13 protein-coding genes and 1 pseudogene are annotated in these 17,844 nt (G+C 72.1%); 11 read left to right on the plus strand and 3 right to left on the minus strand.

Annotation, left to right across the window (positions count from 1 at the left end; genetic code table 11):
• Window positions 1-392: pseudogene (locus tag SSOG_RS16370) on the minus strand (riboflavin kinase); the annotation flags it as partial.
• A gap of 77 nt (window positions 393-469) precedes the next feature.
• The gene (locus SSOG_RS16375; protein WP_245606308.1) at window positions 470-1,507 is read right to left on the minus strand and encodes a chitinase; all 1,038 of its coding nucleotides are present in this window, start codon (window positions 1,505-1,507) and stop codon (window positions 470-472) included.
• Window positions 1,508-1,682: 175 nt separating this feature from the next.
• On the opposite strand from SSOG_RS16375, the gene SSOG_RS16380 reads away from it, so the two are divergent.
• The 6 genes from SSOG_RS16380 to SSOG_RS16405 all read left to right on the plus strand — a co-directional run bounded on the left by SSOG_RS16380 (window position 1,683) and on the right by SSOG_RS16405 (window position 10,259).
• On the plus strand, window positions 1,683-2,546 hold the full coding sequence (locus tag SSOG_RS16380) for a hypothetical protein (protein WP_009715350.1): 864 nt from the start codon (window positions 1,683-1,685) through the stop codon (window positions 2,544-2,546).
• 146 nt (window positions 2,547-2,692) lie between these two features.
• The gene (locus tag SSOG_RS16385) at window positions 2,693-4,780 is read left to right on the plus strand and encodes a bifunctional polysaccharide deacetylase/glycosyltransferase family 2 protein (protein ID WP_039937791.1); all 2,088 of its coding nucleotides are present in this window, start codon (window positions 2,693-2,695) and stop codon (window positions 4,778-4,780) included.
• A 78-nt stretch (window positions 4,781-4,858) separates the two neighbouring features.
• A complete protein-coding gene (locus SSOG_RS16390; protein ID WP_009715352.1) occupies window positions 4,859-6,250 on the plus strand; it encodes a class II fumarate hydratase in 1,392 nt (463 codons plus the stop codon).
• Window positions 6,251-6,318: 68 nt separating this feature from the next.
• Window positions 6,319-7,020, plus strand: coding sequence for a cytidylyl-2-hydroxypropylphosphonate hydrolase (gene fomD / locus SSOG_RS16395; RefSeq protein ID WP_009715353.1), 702 nt, complete (start codon window positions 6,319-6,321; stop codon window positions 7,018-7,020).
• 134 nt (window positions 7,021-7,154) lie between these two features.
• Window positions 7,155-7,874 (plus strand): class I SAM-dependent methyltransferase, encoded by a 720-nt coding sequence (locus tag SSOG_RS16400; protein ID WP_009715354.1) that lies wholly within the window; start codon window positions 7,155-7,157, stop codon window positions 7,872-7,874.
• A 168-nt stretch (window positions 7,875-8,042) separates the two neighbouring features.
• Entirely contained in the window at window positions 8,043-10,259 is a 2,217-nt protein-coding gene (locus tag SSOG_RS16405; protein WP_009715355.1) for a SpoIIE family protein phosphatase, read from the plus strand.
• 96 nt (window positions 10,260-10,355) lie between these two features.
• Here SSOG_RS16405 and SSOG_RS16410 read toward each other — a convergent pair whose 3' ends face one another.
• Entirely contained in the window at window positions 10,356-12,599 is a 2,244-nt protein-coding gene (locus SSOG_RS16410; RefSeq protein WP_009715356.1) for a transglycosylase domain-containing protein, read from the minus strand.
• Window positions 12,600-12,817: 218 nt separating this feature from the next.
• On the opposite strand from SSOG_RS16410, the gene SSOG_RS16415 reads away from it, so the two are divergent.
• The 5 genes from SSOG_RS16415 to SSOG_RS16435 all read left to right on the plus strand — a co-directional run bounded on the left by SSOG_RS16415 (window position 12,818) and on the right by SSOG_RS16435 (window position 17,818).
• Window positions 12,818-13,759: an SPFH domain-containing protein gene (locus SSOG_RS16415; RefSeq protein WP_009715357.1), complete on the plus strand. Its 942-nt coding sequence runs from the start codon at window positions 12,818-12,820 to the stop codon at window positions 13,757-13,759.
• Window positions 13,756-14,061, plus strand: coding sequence for a type II toxin-antitoxin system antitoxin (locus SSOG_RS54840; protein WP_009715358.1), 306 nt, complete (start codon window positions 13,756-13,758; stop codon window positions 14,059-14,061). The genes SSOG_RS16415 and SSOG_RS54840 overlap by 4 nt, the downstream gene beginning before the upstream one ends.
• 75 nt (window positions 14,062-14,136) lie before the next feature.
• Window positions 14,137-14,661 (plus strand): PadR family transcriptional regulator, encoded by a 525-nt coding sequence (locus tag SSOG_RS16425; RefSeq protein WP_039937797.1) that lies wholly within the window; start codon window positions 14,137-14,139, stop codon window positions 14,659-14,661.
• Window positions 14,658-15,344 (plus strand): ABC transporter ATP-binding protein, encoded by a 687-nt coding sequence (locus SSOG_RS16430; RefSeq protein ID WP_009715360.1) that lies wholly within the window; start codon window positions 14,658-14,660, stop codon window positions 15,342-15,344. Before SSOG_RS16425 ends, SSOG_RS16430 begins: the two co-directional genes overlap by 4 nt.
• A complete protein-coding gene (locus SSOG_RS16435; RefSeq protein WP_009715361.1) occupies window positions 15,341-17,818 on the plus strand; it encodes an FtsX-like permease family protein in 2,478 nt (825 codons plus the stop codon). Before SSOG_RS16430 ends, SSOG_RS16435 begins: the two co-directional genes overlap by 4 nt.
• Window positions 17,819-17,844 lie beyond the last annotated feature (26 nt).

A 17,844-nucleotide genomic window follows, 5' to 3' on the forward strand; every position in this document is an offset into this window, starting at 1 on the left:
TCCAGCAGCGCCTCGATCGAGTCGAACTTCTCCTGGCCGCGCAGGAAGGCGAGGAAGTCCACCTCCACATGGAGCCCGTACAGATCCAGACCGACCCGGTCGATCGCGTACGCCTCCACGGTCCGCTCGGTCCCGTCGAACTGCGGGTTGGTGCCGACCGAGATGGCCGCGGGCATGGACTCGCCCTCGGCCGTCAGCCAGCCCGCGTAGACCCCGTCGGCCGGGATCGCGGTGTGCGGCAGCGTCTCCAGATTGGCCGTGGGGAAGCCCAGTTCGCGGCCGCGCTGCGCGCCGCGGACCACGACGCCCTCGACGCGGTGCGGCCGTCCCAGGACCTCCATGGCGCCCGCGACGTCCCCCTCGGCGACCAGCCTGCGCACCAGGGTGGACGAGACGTCGTCTGTCGCCTGTCGGGCGGGCTCAGCCGGACAGGGCCGCCTCGAAGGCGCCCGGGCGCTGGGGGACGCCGCTACAGGAGGTCTTGGGGGCGGCGGTGGCGGCGGGGCTCTCGGGGGCCGCGGTGCCGGTGTCGCCGCCGTTCTCGGCACCCGTGTCCTCGGGCGTGCAGGGGCGGTCCCGTTCCGCCGACCACATCGACAGCTTCCCGATGCCCCTTGGTGGCCGCGAAGCGGGCGAGCCCGGCCGCGTCCTCCAGCGTGAAGACCTCGCCGGTCACGTCGTTGACCCCGATCATCGGCGTGACGGCGATGGTCTTCCACGCGGCGGCGTCGGACAGCCCGAGCACCCGGCGGATCTTCTCGTGGGCGGCGGTGGCCGCCTGGATGGCGTAGCGGCCCATGTCGCCCGTGTGGTCGCCGCTGTAGTTCATGGCCATGACGTTGACCGAGGAGACCGTGACGCCCTGCTGCCGGGCCGCGGTCAGCTGGGCGAGGGCGCCGGGGGTCAGCCCGTTCGGCATGGCGGGCAGGGTGAAGGAGACGTTCAGCCCCTCGTGGGTGCGCTGGACCAGGGCGATGGCCTGGGCCCGGCGGGCGGTGGCGGCGGCGTCGGAGAGGGCGTCGCCCTCGATGTCGAAGTCGGCCCGGATGATCCCGTAACGCTCGATCACCTCGGTGTATGCGGCGGCGAGTTGCGAGGGGTCGTCGCAGGCCGTGGCCAGCTCCGTGCCGTCGGCGCCGCCGAAGGAGATCCGTACGTCGCCGCCGGCCCGCCGGGTGGCCTCGATACGGGCCGTCAGCGCCGGGTCGTCGAACGGGATGCCGCTGTCCCACGCCGGGGCGCAGCCGTCACCCGATACGACAAAGCCCAGGGTGAACTCCTTGACGCCACGCGACGCCGCGGCGGCCATGTCGTAGCGCGAGCTGGCCCAGGCGCTGACGTACGGCACGAAGTCGGCGGGCGGCGGCGCCGGGCGGGGGGCGGCGTGCGAGGCCGTGTGGTTCGACTCGGACGACTTCTCGCTGCCCGCCCAGACGGCGATGGTGGCGCAGAGCACGGCTCCGGCCATGGCGATGCCGCTCATGCGGGGGCTGGCCCTGAATCGCACGCGCGCTTCCTTCCGCTCCGGAGTGATCGGGGTGAGGCCGCCAAGGGGCCGGGGCTGGTCCCCGGCCCGGCCTCTCCGCCAACCTCGCACATCGGATCAAAAGTGACGAACTATGACACACCGCATGTTTGACACATAGGTTGTATGTCGTATTTTCTGGACTAGCCTCTGACGCATGGATCCTCAGTCAGATGTGGCCGAGCGTGCGCCCTCGCGTCCCGTCCGCTCCGACGTGGCCAGGAAGGGCCCCGTGTTCGTGGACCTCTCCGGGCGCCGCGGCCGGCTGGTACGGCACGCGGGCGCGCTCGCGGGGGCCGTCTGCTTCGGCTATTCGGCGGTCCTCGGAATGGGTTTCGCGGGCGGTACGGCCATCGCTCCCGAGACGCTGATCCCCGGACGCCCCGTCACCACGGAGGCGCTCGGCCGCGAGCCGAGGAGCGCCCCGGACGGGCCTTCCGGCGGGCGTTCCGGGCCGCATGAGCACCCGTCGGAAGACCATGACGACGAGTACGACCCGTACGCCCAGGACGGCCCGGACCGCCGCCGGCCGCACTCCCCCGCGGAGGTACGCCCCGCGGGCGCCCGGCAGGCCACCGCGCTCGCCCGCCCCGCGCCGCCCCAGTCGCACCGCGCACCCGGGGCACGCGACGCGCGGCCGAAGCGCACGGCGCACCCCGCGCGTCCCGGCCGCCGTCCGGCCGCGCACCACGCCCCGCGGCACCGGCGGTCCGCGGCCCACCGGCCCGGCCAGGCGCCGCATCACGCGCGGCCCCACAAGCCCGCCTCGTCGCCTGCGCGCCCAGGGCCCCACAAGCCGCCCCGGAAGCCGGTGGACCCGGCGCCCGATCCAGTGAAGAAGCCCCCGGCCGCCAAGCCCGGCAAGCCCGCCGAGCCGGGCCCCGACCGCCCCCAGAACCCCGGCAAGGGCCAGGCCAAGCCCCCGGTGAACGAGCCCGAGCCCCCGACGTGGGGGCCGACCGACTCGCCCGGGTGGATCAACTGGCAGACGCTCACGCCGTTCCTCGGCAGGGCGACATGAGCGGCGGCAGACCGCTGAAGCTGCCGCGGCCGCGCGGCCGCAGACTCGTGACACTGAGCAAGACGCCCGGCAGCGGCGCACCCGGGCCCCGCAAACCCCGGGCGTCGCGCCTCCGGAGGCGCGTTCGGCTGCGCACCCGCACCCGGATGGCCTTCGCGCTGGCCACGCTGCTCGCCCTCGTGTGCGCCCTGCTGCTGGACGGCTATCTGTACGCCGAGATCGGCAACGACGCCCGGGTGCACGCCTCGCGTTCGTACCGCAGCGTCCCCGAACGGCTGCGCAACGGCGGACCGGTCATCACCTTCGACCGCGAGGGGAAGGCGACCGAGCACTCCATCCCCGCCAAGACCGTCGCGCTGACCTTCGACGACGGCCCGGACCCGCGCTGGACCCCGGAGATCCTGGCCGTGCTGCACAAGCACCGGGTGCCGGGGACGTTCTTCGTACTCGGTCAGATGGTGGTCCGCCATCCGGGGCTGGTACGCCGGATGGTGGCGGCCGGACATGAGATCGGCGTGCACACCTTCTCCCATGTCGACCTGTCCTACCAGGACAAGCAGCGGATGAACCGCGAACTGGCCCAGTCGCAGCTGGCGCTGGCGGGCGCGGCGGGCGTCACCAGTTCGCTGTTCCGGGCCCCGTACGCCTCGGAGGTCTCCGCGCTGGACGACCGCACCTGGCCGGTCCAGCAGCACGTGGGCGCCAAGGGCTACGTCAGCGCGTTCGTCGACACCGACAGCGAGGACTGGCGGCGGCCCCCGGTCAAGGAGATCGTCCAGAACGCCACCCCCCGCGGCACGAAGGGCGCGTCCGTGCTCTTCCACGACGCGGGCGGCAACCGCGCGCGGACCGTGAAGGCCCTGGAGCGCTACATCCACCGGATGGCGGCGCGCGGCTACACGTTCACCACCATCACCGGCGCGCTCGACGCCCGGAGCGCCAACCACCCGGCCCCGGCCGTGCGGGTGTGGGAGGGCCGGACGCTGATCTGGGCCGCGCAGGCCACCCAGTACGCGCTGCCGGTGCTCATCGGGATGCTCGGTGTCGTCGGCTTCGCGGTGTTCGGGCGGCTGCTGCTGATGCTGGGGCTGGCCTGGTGGCACCACCGCTCCCGGGACCGGCGCCGCTACACCCTGGTGCAGGAGGTGCACGATCCGGTGAGCGTGGTGGTGCCCGCGTACAACGAGAAGGAGTGCATCGCCCACACCCTGAACTCCCTGTCCGCCTCCACCCATCCGATCGAGATCCTGGTCGTGGACGACGGCTCGACCGACGGCACCGCGGAGATCGTGGAGGCGATGGGCCTGCCGAACGTGCGGGTGCTGCGCCAGCCGAACGCGGGCAAGCCCGCCGCGCTGAACAACGGCATCGCGAACGCCCGCCACGAGCTGATCGTGATGATGGACGGCGACACCGTCTTCGAGCCCACCACCATCCGCGAGCTGGTCCGCCCCTTCGCCGACCCCGGGGTCGGCGCGGTCGCGGGCAACGCCAAGGTCGGCAACCGGCGCCGGCTGATCGGCGCCTGGCAGCACATCGAGTACGTGATGGGCTTCAACCTCGACCGGCGGATGTACGACCTGCTGCGCTGCATGCCGACCATCCCCGGTGCGATCGGCGCCTTCCGCCGCCGGGCGCTGCTGGACGCCGGGGGCATGAGCGCCGACACCCTGGCCGAGGACACCGACGTCACCATCGCGCTGCACCGGGCCGGCTGGCGGGTGGTGTACCAGGAGCACGCCCGCGCCTGGACCGAGGCGCCGGGCACCCTCGGCCAGCTGTGGAAGCAGCGCTACCGCTGGAGCTACGGCACCATGCAGGCGCTGTGGAAGCACCGCCGCTCGCTGATCGACCGGGGGCCCTCGGGGCGGTTCGGCCGGGTGGGGATGCCGCTGGTGGTGCTCTTCCAGATCATCACGCCGCTGTTCGCGCCGCTGATCGACCTGTTCACGCTGTACGGGGTGATCTTCGTGGACCCGGTGCGGTCGCTCGCCGCGTGGGGCGCGCTGCTGCTCGTACAGCTGCTGGGCGCGGCGTACGCCTTCCGGCTGGACCGCGAGCGGTACCGGGCGCTGGCCGTGCTGCCGCTCCAGCAGATCGTCTACCGCCAGCTGATGTATCTGGTCCTGCTGCATTCGTGCGTGACGGCCGCCACCGGCGCACTGCTGCCCTGGCAGAAGCTCAAGCGCACCGGTGAGGTGGAGGCGCCGCGCACCCCGGAGGCCGTACGGTGACCCAGCTCACCGGTCCGCCCCGGGCGTTGCGGGAAGACGGCGTGGCAGGGCAACGCTGTGCTGCACGGAGGTGTCGTCATGACCGAAGAGAACTACCGGACCGAGCACGACTCCATGGGTGAGGTGCGGGTGCCCGCCCACGCCAAGTGGCGCGCCCAGACCCAGCGCGCCGTGGAGAACTTCCCCGTCAGCGGGCAGCGCCTGGAGCGGGCGCACATCGAGGCGCTGGCCCGGATCAAGGCCGCGGCGGCGCTGGTCAACGCCGAGCTGGGCGTGGTGGAGAAGGACATGGCGGCCGCGATCGCGGAGGCGGCCGCGGAGGTCGCCGAGGGCCGCTGGGACGACCACTTCCCGGTGGACGTCTTCCAGACCGGCTCCGGCACCTCGTCCAACATGAACACCAACGAGGTGCTGGCCACCCTCGCGGGCGAGCGGCTGGGCCGCCCGGTGCACCCCAACGACCATGTGAACGCGAGCCAGTCGTCCAACGACGTCTTCCCGTCCTCCATCCACGTCGCCGCCACCGCGGCCGTCACCGCCGACCTCATCCCGGCGCTGGACCATCTGGCGGCGGCGCTGGAGCGCAAGGAGACGGAGTTCGCCGAGGTGGTCAAGGCGGGGCGGACCCACCTGATGGACGCCACCCCGGTGACGCTGGGCCAGGAGTTCGGCGGCTACGCGGCGCAGGTGCGGTACGGGGTGGAGCGGCTGCGCGCCGCGCTCCCCCGGCTGGCGGAGCTGCCGCTGGGCGGCACCGCGGTGGGCACCGGCATCAACACCCCGCCCGGCTTCCCGGCCGCCGTCATCGCCGAGCTGGCCCGGGCCACCGGGCTGCCGCTGACCGAGGCCCGGAACCACTTCGAGGCGCAGGGCGCCCGGGACGGACTGGTCGAGACGTCCGGCCAGCTGCGGACCATCGCGGTCGGGCTCACCAAGATCGCCAACGATCTGCGCTGGATGGCGTCCGGTCCGCGCACCGGTCTGGCCGAGATCGCGCTGCCCGACCTCCAGCCCGGTTCGTCGATCATGCCGGGCAAGGTCAACCCGGTGATCCCCGAGGCCGTCCTGATGGTCGCGGCCCAGGTCACCGGCAACGACACGACCGTCGCCACGGCCGGGGCCGCCGGGAACTTCGAGCTGAACGTGATGCTCCCGGTGATCGCCAAGAATCTGCTGGAGTCGATCCGCCTGCTGACCAGCGCCTCCCGGCTGCTGGCGGACCGCACCATCGACGGGATCACCGCCAACGCAGAGCGGGCCCGGGAGTACGCGGAGTCCTCGCCGTCCGTCGTCACCCCGCTCAACCGCTACCTCGGCTACGAGGAGGCGGCGAAGGTCGCCAAGAAGTCCCTGGCCGAGCGGAAGACCATCCGCGAGGTGGTGCTGGAGTCGGGCTATGTGGAGCGCGGTCTGCTGACCCGGGAGCAGCTGGACGAGGCGCTGGACGTGCTGCGCATGACGCATCCGTAAGCCCCTGTTGTACTGTGCGTGCGGCATAGGTCACGGCACGGCGGCCCCGTCGCACCTAAGATCTGCTCATGACAGCGGACATCGTGGAGACGACGGGCATGGCGGGCGGCGCCGGATGGGCGCCGGGGGATCACATCCTCTGGCGTTATCGCGCCAACGCCTCCGACGCCATCCACATCTGCCGTCCCGTGACCGTCGTCCGGGACACCCCGGAGGTGCTGGCCGTCTGGCTGGCGCCCGGCACGGCGTGCGTCAAGCCGCAGCTCGCCGACGGTACGCAGGTGCACCGCGAGCCGCTGTCCACGCGCTACACCAAGCCGCGCACCACGGCGCTGTCGCAGTGGTTCGGCACCGGGGTGCTCAAACTGGCCCGGCCCGGCGAGCCCTGGTCGGTGTGGCTGTTCTGGGAGCGCGGCTGGCAGTTCAAGAACTGGTACGTGAACCTGGAGGAGCCGCTCGCCCGCTGGAGCGGCGGGGTGGACTCCGAGGACCACTTCCTCGACATCGCGGTCTACCCGGACCGCAGCTGGGAATGGAAGGACGAGGACGAGTTCGCGCAGGCGCAGCGGGCCGGCCTGATGCCCGGTGAGCAGGCCGAGCGGGTACGGGTGGCGGGCCGGGCCGCCGTGCGGCTCATCGAATCCTGGGACGCGCCGTTCCGGGAGGGGTGGGAGGAGTGGCGTCCGGATCCGTCGTGGACGGTACCCGTTCTCCCGGCGGACTGGGACCGTATCGACAGGGGGCGTACGTCGGCGCACTCGAGGTCCTGAACCTCTTGCTGTGTCCCCGTGTTTCAAACGTAGGATCGTCGTCCGGAACACTGCACATGCGGGAAACAAGACAAAGGCGCAACTCACGGACGATGCGCACGATCTGACGCAATGTCACAGGAGGGGCGGGAGTCGTGAGCGGTGAGGACGACAACGGCGACGGCTATGCGGGCTACGAGGACTTCGACCGCCTGGCGCTCGACCGCAGCGGTCAGGCGGAGGCGTTCGACGCGATAGGCGACCGCTACGACGACGCCTTCCCCCATAAGGAAGGCCAGGTCGCGGCCGGTCGATGGCTGGCCGACACGCTGCCGCCCGGCTCCCGCGTACTCGACGTCGGCTGCGGTACGGGGCTCCCCACGGCCCGTCAGCTGACCGACGCCGGACACCGGGTGACGGGCATCGACATCTCGCCCGGCATGCTGAAGCTGGCCCGGGACAATGTGCCGGGCGCCGAATTCCACCAGGTGGACATCGTCGACCTGAGAGTCGGCGGCCGCTACGGCCCCGGGGGCTCGAAGGAAATCGGCCCGTTCGACGCCATCGCCGCGTACTTCTCACTCCTGCTGCTGCCCCGCCCGGAGATCCCGTACGCACTGCGCGCCCTGCACGGCGTACTGAGACCCGGCGGGCTGCTGGGACTCGGCATGGTCGAGGCGGACGTCGACGACTTCGCCATTCCGTTCCTCGGCAACTCGGTCCGGGTATCCGGTTATCTGCGGGACGAACTTCGACAGGTCGTCACGGATGCGGGCTTCGAGATCGCCGGGGAGGACTCGCACGCGTACGCCCCGGCCAGCACGGACGTACCACCCGAGATCCAGCTCTATCTGAACTGCCGACGACGTGCCTGACACTCGGTGCGCGCCCGACGAGACGGGGGCGCACGGCCCCGGACGGATGGAAACCCACGCGTGACGGAGCACCCCACCTCCCACAACAGGCGACAGGCCGCCACCCCTGCCGCCGCCTCGGGCGCGCCCGAGGACGCGCACGGCGCGGTCCCGGACCCGCGGACCGCCGTGCGGCAGACGGCCGCCCCCGGCCAGGAGCCGGGCGGCGGGCGGCCGCGTCCCGCCTTCCCCGCGGACGGCCCGGCGGCCGCACCGGGCTCCGGCGACGCCCCGGACCCCGAGCCGGACGGAACGTCGGCCGAGGGGGAGGCACGGCCACAGCGCCGCGGCCGTGCGGCGAAGGCCGCCCCGCGCGGCGGAGGGACCAAGCGCGCCGGTGGAGGGACACCAGCCCGGAACACGGCGCACAGCGAGCAGCCGGAGCACGGCACACCGGAGGGCGAGCCTGTGTGGGACGCGGACCGCAATGCCGCCAGAGGCGCGGCGCGCCGACCCGGGGCCCGGGACGACGCCCCCAGCACCGCGGCGGGCGAACACCCGGCCCCGGCGCGGCCGTCCGCTGCGTCGGGTGACGTCGCGGCCGCCGGTGAGGTCGCGTACACCACCCCCGAGGGCGGGATGCCCGCCGTGCCGCCCTCGAACGCGCCTGGCGCCGACGGCGCCGCCGCCCTGCGGGACCGCAGCGGGGACCGGCTGCGGTTCGTCGGGGCGGCCACGCGGCGCATCGCGCGCGGCATCGACCTCGACGAGATCGTGCTCGGCCTGTGCCGGGCCACCGTGCCCACGTTCGCCGACGCGATCCTGGTCTATCTGCGCGATCCGCTGCCGGTCGGCGACGAGCGCCCGGTCGGCCCGGTGGTGCTGCGGCTGCGCCGCACCGACCGGATCCCGCTGGACCCGGACACCGAGAGCGGACGGCTGCCGCTGATGTCCTCGCAGCCCGACCTGGCGCCCGCCGTCGGCGGCGGCCCCGCGGCCGAGCTGTGCGAGGTCGTGGCGGGCGGTCCGCTGGCCGAGGTGCTGCGCGGGGTGCGGCCGGTGTTCGGCGACTCGCAGGCCGCCCGCGCCGCGCTGCCCGAACTCCTCGGCGACGGGCCGACGGTGGCGACCGGTCAGCGCACCGTGCTGGCCCCGCTGCGCGGCCGCCGCCGGGTCATCGGCGCCGCCGTCTTCGTACGCCGCCCGGACCGGCCGCCGTTCGAGCCGGACGATCTGCTGGTCGCCGCCCAGCTGGCCACCCACACCGCGCTCGGCGTCGACAAGGCGGTGCTGTACGGCCGCGAGGTCTACATCGCGGACGAGCTCCAGCGCACCATGCTGCCCGACTCGCTGCCCCAGCCCACCGGCGTCCGGCTGGCCAGCCGCTATCTGCCCGCGGCCGAGACCGCGCGGGTCGGCGGCGACTGGTACGACGCGATCCCGCTGCCCGGCAACCGGGTGGCGCTGGTGGTCGGCGACGTGATGGGCCACTCCATGACCTCGGCCGCGATCATGGGGCAGCTGCGCACCACCGCGCAGACCCTGGCCGGGCTCGACCTGCCGCCGCAGGAGGTGCTGCACCACCTCGACGAGCAGGCCCAGCGGCTGGGCACCGACCGCATGGCCACCTGCCTGTACGCGGTCTACGACCCCGTCGCGCACCGCATCGTGGTCGCCAACGCGGGCCATCCGCCGCCCCTGCTGCTGCACCGCGGCGGCCGGGCCGAGGTGCTGCGGGTGCCGCCGGGGGCGCCGATCGGGGTCGGCGGCGTCGACTTCGAGGCGGTCGAGCTGGACGCGCCCGCCGGGGCCACCCTCATGCTCTACACCGACGGCCTGGTCGAGTCGCGGATGCGCGACGTGTGGACCGGGATCGAGCAGCTGCGCGAGCGGCTGACCGCCACCGCCCGGCTCACCGGCCCCAACCCGCCGCCGCTGGAGCCGCTGTGCGACGAGGTGCTCGACATGCTCGGGCCCGGCGACCGCGACGACGACGTGGCGCTGCTCGCGGCCCGCTTCGAGGGCATCGCGCCCAGCGACGTCGCGTACTGGTTCCTGGACCCCAAGGCCCAGACCGCCGGGCAGGCCCGCCGACTGGCCCGCCGGGCGCTGGCCCGCTGGGACCTGGAGGACCTCACGGACGCGGTGGAGCTGCTGGTCAGCGAGGTGGTCACCAACGCCGTGCGGTACGCGGAGCGGCCCATCACCCTGCGGCTGCTGCGCACCGACGTGCTGCGCTGCGAGGTCGGCGACGACGTACCGCAGCTGCCGCGGCTGCGGCAGGCCCGGCCGTCCGACGAGGGCGGGCGCGGGCTGTACCTGGTCAACCGGATGGCACGGCGGTGGGGCGCGACCCGGCTGTCCACGGGCAAGGTCGTCTGGTTCGAACTGGCCATGCCGTCCTGAGCCGCCCGGCACCTTCCGTGCCGGGCCCGCCGCCTCATGAGACCGGCCGCCCGGCACACAAGGTGCCGGGCGGCCGGATCGGTCGGATCGGTGAGGTCAGCCGCCGCCTGGTCCGTCGCCGTCGCCGCTGCCGTCGTCCTCCCCGCCCGGCAGGGTGGCCGGGGGGCTGAGGGTCGGGGAGGTCGGGGTTGTGGACGGCGGGGTCGACGGGGTCGCGGGCGTGGTCGGCGCGGTGGGCGTGTCCTCCGGCGTCGCGCTCTTGGTCGGCGTCGGGCTCTCGCTCTCCGTGGGAGGTGCGGACGTGGTCGGGGCTTCCTCGGACTCCGACGTCGACGGGGGCGCCTGCGGGAGGTTGTCCAGCTCGGTGTCCAGGTCGAACTTCGTGGTCGAGTCGTCGTCCAGGGTGCTGCCCATGAACGAGCTCCAGATCTTGGCCGGGTAGTCACCACCATTGACCCGGCCGCCGCCGGCCAGGCCCTTGAGCGTGACCTGCTTGCCGCCCTTCGCCTCGCCGAACATGCCGACCGAGGTGACCAGGTCGGGGGTGTAGCCGGTGAACCAGGCGGACTTGTTGTCGTCCGAGGTGCCGGTCTTGCCCGCCATCTCCTGGCCCTTGGTGCGCACGGCCTGGCCGGTGCCGTCGTCGACCACACCGGTCAGCACCTGGGTGACGGAGTCGGCCGCGCCACGGCTGATCGCCTGGCCGTTGGTCGGGTCCGGCAGGTCGGCCTGCTGGTCCTCGCCCTTCTGGGCCGACTTCACGAACGCCGGGGTGACCTTCTTGCCGTGGTTGTCGAGGGTCGCGTAGACCCCGGCCATCTCCTTGGGGCTGGCGCCCATCACGCCGAGCGACATCGCGGGGCGCACGTCGAAGCCGTTCTTCACGTCGCCGTTCATGCCGAGGTCCATGGCGGTGCTCTTGACCTTGTCCAGGCCCACGTCCACCGCCATCTGCGCGAAGACGGAGTTGACGGACTTGTTCATCGCCTTCTGGACGTTGATCGGGCCGTAGGACTTGTCGTCCTCGTTCGGCGGGGCGAAGGCGGTGACGCTGCCCTTGACCGCCCGCTTGCTGGTGCCGTCGTAGAGGGTGCTCGCCGTGATCGGCGTGCCGTTCTGGGTGGTCGAGCCGTTCTCATAGGCCGAGGCCAGGATGAGCGGCTTGAAGGTGGAGGCGGGCTGGTAGTCGGAGCGGGTCGCGTTGTTGAAGTAGTGCTCGGTCGCACCGGCCCCGCCGTACATCGCCACGATGCCGCCGGTCTTGGGGTCCACCGAGACGGCGCCGACCTGGGCGTCCTTGTCGACCTGGCGCTTCTTGGGGTCGAGTTTGTCGGTCAGTTCGGTCCTGACCGCCTTCTCCAGCGCCTTCTGCTTCTTCTTGTCGAGGTTGAGGGTGATGGTCCAGCCGCCGGCCTCGACCTCGTTCTCGCTGATCCCCGTCTTGTACAGCTCCTTCTTGGCGGCCTCGATCACATAGCCGGTCTGGCCTTCGAGCCCGGGGATGGGGCGGGGCGCGATGGGCTTCTCGAACTTCAGCCCGTCGCGCTCACTCTGGGACAGCCAGTCCTTCTCGACCATGTTGTTGAGGATGTAGTTCCAGCGGGCCACGACCAGCTTCTTGCCGTTGGGGCCCGCCGTTGAGTAGTCGTACTGGCTGGGGGCCTGGAGCAGTGCCGCGAGATAGGCGCCCTGCTGGACCGTCAGCTTCTCGGCGTCCTTGTTGTAGTACGCGCGGGCGGCGGCCTGGATGCCGTAGGCGCCGCGGCCGTAGTAGCTGGTGTTGATGTAGCCCTGGAGGATGTAGTCCTTGGACTGGTCCTGGTCCACCTTGAGGGAGATCACCAGCTCCTTGAGCTTACGGCTGACCGTCTGCTCCTGGCTGAGGTAGTAGTTCTTGACGAACTGCTGGGTGATGGTCGAGCCACCCTGCTTGCCCCGGCCGAGGGCGGTGTTGATCAGACCGCGCGCGGTGCCGGAGAAGGACACGCCGGAGTCGGTGTAGAAGTCCTTGTTCTCGGCGGCGACGAAGGTGTGCTGCACCTTCTTGGGGACCTTGGAGAGCGGCACCGACTCGCGGTTGACCGAGCCCTCCTTCGCCATGATCGAGCCGTCGCTGTACTTGTAGATGTTGGCTTCCGCCTTCGCCGCGGCGTTGGCCGGTGGAACCTTCACCATGAAGTACAGGATGGCGAACGCCCCGACCCCCAGGGCGCCCAGTGCGACGAAGTAGCCCAACACCATCTTCCAGGTGAAGAACCGGCGTATACCCCCCTGCTTGGCGGCCTTCTTGGCCCTGCGTGCGCCCTTCTGCCGCGCCCGCCGATCGTCCGCTCTACCCATCTCTCCCGCCGCTCCAGTCCATCCGCCCCCCGCACCCAAGCCAGCTCATGAAGCTAGCACCGCAACTACCGGCAAATACTCATCGATCAAGCTTTTTCCGTACGTGACAAAGAGCACGTCTCTCAGGGGAACTGACGGACCAGCGCCGCGGAGGGTTGCACAGGAAGCCAAATGTGCTATCACTTTGCTAGACAGACTCCAACAGGAACGGGGACCCCATGACCGACACCGCCACCCCCACCGCCGACATACCGGCCATCCCCGAGCCGCAGGTACGGGAGCGGCCCGCCCAGAGCATCAGCGGCGGCCTCGCCCTGCTGCTGGGCCTGGTCGGGCTGATCGCCGGGGTCGGGCTGATCTTCGCCGGGGCGGCCGTCGCCGCCGAGCACAAGGGCGCCGGGTCCACCGCGCTGATCGTCGCCGGGATCGTGGTGATCCTCACCGCGCTCATCACCATGGGCGGGCTGAACATGGTCGCGCCGGGCGAGGCCCGGGTCGTCCAGCTCTTCGGCCGCTACCGCGGCACCATCCGCACCGACGGGCTGCGCTGGGTGAACCCGCTGACCAGCCGGGAGAAGATCTCGACCCGGGTGCGCAACCACGAGACCGCGGTGCTCAAGGTCAACGACGCCTACGGCAACCCGATCGAGCTGGCCGCCGTCGTGGTCTGGAAGGTCGAGGACACCGCGCAGGCGATGTTCGAGGTGGACGACTTCCTGGAGTTCGTCGCCACCCAGACCGAGGCGGCCGTGCGCCACATCGCCATCGAGTACCCGTACGACGCCCATGACGAGGACGGCCTGTCGCTGCGCGGCAACGCCGAGGAGATCACCGAGAAGCTCGCGATCGAGCTGCACGCCCGGGTCGAGGCGGCCGGGGTCCGCATCATCGAATCGCGCTTCACTCATCTCGCGTACGCCCCGGAGATCGCCTCCGCGATGCTCCAGCGGCAGCAGGCGGGCGCGGTGGTCGCCGCCCGGCGGCAGATCGTGGACGGCGCGGTCGGCATGGTCGAGGCGGCGCTGGCCCGTATCACCGAAGAACAGATCGTGGAGCTGGACGAGGAGCGCAAGGCGGCGATGGTCAGCAATCTGATGGTGGTGCTGTGCGGCGACCGCGCCCCGCAGCCCGTCCTCAACACCGGCACGCTCTACCAGTGACGGACCGAGACGATGAAGGCGCTGTAGGCGCTGCGGGCGCGACCGGTCGGCAGCCGCGGCGGCAGCGCAAGCAGATGCTGCTGCGGCTCGACCCGGCGGTCCACGACGCCCTCGCCCGGTGGGCGGGCGAGGAACTGCGCAGCGCCAACGCACAGATCGAGTTCCTGCTGCGCAAGGCACTGGCGGACGCGGGCCGGCTGCCCGGCGCGGCCCGCCCGATCCCCCGCCGCGGCCGCCCGCCCCGCCCGGCGGCCGGGGACGAACCCGATGACGGCGAATCCGGGGGCCGGACCCCGCAGTAGGCCGCTGACCAGGGAAAACACACCGCTCATCGCAGCTATACACACGAGGTATACGCATGGTGTAGAGTGCCGCGCATGTCAATCGGCCACACCCTGCTCGGACTTCTGGAGTCCGGTCCACGACACGGGTACGACCTCAAGCGCGCCTTCGACGAGAAGTTCGGGCACGACCGCCCGCTGCACTACGGACAGGTCTACTCGACCATGTCCCGGCTCCTGAAGAACGGCCTCGTGGAGGTCGACGGCGTCGAGCACGCGGGCGGCCCCGAGCGCAAGCGCTACGCGATCACCGACGCGGGCATCACCGACGTGGAGCAGTGGCTCGCACAGCCCGAGAAGCCCGAGCCCTACCTCCAGTCGGTCCTCTACACCAAGGTCGTCCTCGCCCTGCTCACCGGGCGCGACGCCGCCGATCTGCTCGACGTCCAGCGCGCCGAGCATCTGCGGCTGATGCGCGAGCTGACGCAGCGCAAGCGCGGCGGCGACCTCAGCGACCAACTCATCTGCGACCACGCCCTCTTCCACCTCGAGGCCGACCTGCGCTGGCTTGAGCTCACCGCGGCCCGCCTCAGCCCACTCGCCAAGGCGGTGCGTTCATGACTCCGGCGGGATCCCTGCTGATAGCCGACGACCTGCACAAGTCGTACGGCCCCACGCCCGCGCTGGACGGCGCGAACTTCTCCATCCACCCCGGCGAGGTCGTCGCCGTGATGGGCCCCTCCGGCTCCGGCAAGTCGACGCTGCTGCACTGCCTGGCCGGGATCGTCCGGCCGGACTCCGGCGCGGTCCACTACGGCGGGCGCGAGCTGACCGCCCTGTCGGACGCCGAGCGCAGCAGCCTGCGGCGCGGCGAGTTCGGCTTCGTCTTCCAGTTCGGCCAGCTCGTCCCCGAGCTGACCTGCGTGGAGAACGTCGCGCTGCCGCTGCGGCTGAACGGGGTCAAGCGCAAGGAGTCCGAGGCTCGGGCGCTGTCCTGGATGGAGCGGCTGGAGGTCGCCGATGTGGCGGCCAAGCGGCCCGGCGAGGTCTCCGGCGGTCAGGGTCAGCGCGTCGCGGTCGCCCGTTCGCTGGTCACCGGGCCGCGGGTGCTGTTCGCCGACGAGCCGACCGGTGCGCTGGACTCCCTCAACGGCGAGCGGGTGATGGAGCTGCTGACCGAGGCGGCCCGGGAGACCCGTACCGCCGTCGTCCTGGTCACCCATGAGGCGCGGGTCGCCGCGTACTCCGACCGCGAGGTCGTCGTGCGCGACGGCAAGGCGCGGGACATGGCGGGCGTCCGATGAGCGGCCCGAAAGACGGCCACCCGAGCCCGGGCGACGGCGCCACCGGCCGCGCGACCCTGACGGCCGTACGGCCCTCGCCCCGGCCCCCGGCCCCCGAGCCGCCGCGGCGCCCCGGCGTCGCCCGCTGGGCCGCGGACCTCGCCATGGGCGCGCGGTTCGCGGTCAACGGCGGGCGGGAGAGCTGGGCCCGGACGATCATGACGGCGGTCGGCGTCGGCCTCGGTGTCACGCTGCTGCTGTTCGCCGCCTCCGTCCCCTCCATGGACTCCGGGCGCAACGAGCGGACCAACGCCATCGCCGCCTTCGGCTTCGGGGAGGAGCCGAAGCCGGGCCCCGGCACGATCCGCCTGGCCCAGGCGAACACCGATTACGGCGACAAGGACATCCAGGGCATGGTGATGGCGCCCGACGGCGACCGTCCGCCCCATCCCCCGGGCATCAGTGGCGTTCCGGCCGCCGGGGAGATGTGGGTCTCGCCCGCGCTGAAGACGCTGCTCGCCTCCGACGAGGGCAAGCTGCTCCGGGAGCGCCTCCCGTACCGCACCGTCGGTGTGATCGGCGACAGCGGACTGTCCGGGCCCGCCGAACTCCGCTACTACGCAGGGATCACCCAGAAACAGTTCGACCACGTCATCTCCGACTACCGCATCGACCGCTGGGGTGCCCAGGACACCAGCGGGGACGACTTGGACCCCGCGCTGGTGCTGCTGGTCGTCGTGGGCTGTGTGGTGCTGCTGCTGCCGGTGCTCATCTTCATCGCCACGGCCGCCCGCTTCGGCGGCGAGCGGCGTGACCGACGGCTGGCCGCGCTGCGGCTGGTGGGTGCCGACACCCACATGACGCGGCGGATCGCCGCCGGTGAGTCGCTCTTCGGCTCGGTCCTCGGGCTCGCGGTCGGCGCCGCGCTCTTCCTGCTGCTGCGGGAAGCCGTCGGCGGTGGCTCGATGATGAACCTCAGCTTCTTCACCTCCGACATCACGCCCACCCTCCCGCTGGCCTTGGCGATCGCGGTGACCGTGCCCGCCTCGGCCGTCGTCGTCACGCTCATCGCCCTGCGCGCCGTCACCATCGAGCCGCTGGGCGTCGTACGGAACGCCACCCCCAAGCGGCGGCGGCTGTGGTGGCGGCTCCTGCTGCCGGTCCTCGGCATCGGGTTGCTGCTGCCTCTCGCGGGCGGTTTCGGGGCGGGCAGCTCGGGCGGTGACCTCCAGACGTACCAGGCCGCGGCCGGTGCCGTGCTGCTGCTCATCGGCCTCACCGCGCTGCTGCCCTGGCTGGTCGAGGCCGTGGTGGAACGCTTCGGCAAGGGCCCGGTGCCCTGGCAGCTCGCCACCCGCCGCCTCCAACTCAGCAGCGGCACCGCGGCGCGCGCGGTCAGCGGCATCACGGTGGCGGTCGCCGGGGCCATCGCGCTCCAGATGCTCTTCGCGAGCGTGGAGGCCCAGAACACCGAGGAGACCGGCCAGGACCCGAACCGCGCCCAGCTGATCCTGAACGCCAAGGTGGACAACGGCGCCCAGGCCAACGACGCCTTCGCGCGGCTCCGCGCGACCAAGGGCGTGGGCAGCGTGCTCGGCATCACCTTGGACACCGTCTCCGACGCGCGCAGCAAGAAGAAGGACCCGGCGGACATCCCGACCGACTCCCTCACCGTCGCCGACTGCCCCGCGCTGCGCGAGGTGGCCCGCATCACCAGCTGCCGGGACGGCGACGTGTTCGTCATCAACGGATCCGACAGCTACGTGGCGCCCGAAGACGCCTTCGTGAAGCCGGGCGCGCAGATCAATCTGAGCGTCCGCGACGACGGCCTGCCCTCGCCCGACAAGAAGAAGCTGTGGACGGTCCCCGGCTCGGCCACGAAGGTACGGCCCCGGGAGGACCCGACCGGCGCCACGTCCAGCGGCATCCTCGCCACCCCCGGCGCCTTCGACATCGCGGACCTGCCGGATCCGCAGGCGCAGGCGATGATCCGGCTCGACCCGAAGGTGCCGGACGCCACCGAATACGTGCGCAACGCCAGCGCATCGATCGGCCCGGCGCTGGACGTGATACAGCTCAGCGGCACCTCGCAGTCGTCCGAGTTCCAGACGATCCGCAACGTCCTGTTCATCGGCGCCACCGCGACGCTGCTGCTCATCGGGGCCAGCATGATCGTGACCACCCTGGAGCAACTGCGGGACCGCAAGCGGCTGCTCTCGGTCCTGGTCGCCTTCGGCACCCGGCGCACCACGCTGAGCTGGTCGATCCTGTGGCAGACCGCGGTCCCGGTGGTGCTGGGTCTCGCGCTGTCGATCGCGGGCGGGCTGGCGCTGGGCACGTTGCTGCTGAAGATGGTCGGCGAGGGGCTGGCCGTGGACTGGGCCGGACTCGCCATGATGACCGGCATCGGCGCGGGGGTCATCGTCCTGGTGACGCTGGCCAGCCTGCCGCCGCTGTGGCGCATGATGCGCCCGGAGGGCCTGCGTACGGAGTAGCCCTCTGCTGAACAGAGCACGCGCCG

Origin of the sequence: Streptomyces himastatinicus ATCC 53653 (assembly GCF_000158915.1) — a bacterium.
Taxonomy (GTDB): domain Bacteria; phylum Actinomycetota; class Actinomycetes; order Streptomycetales; family Streptomycetaceae; genus Streptomyces; species Streptomyces himastatinicus.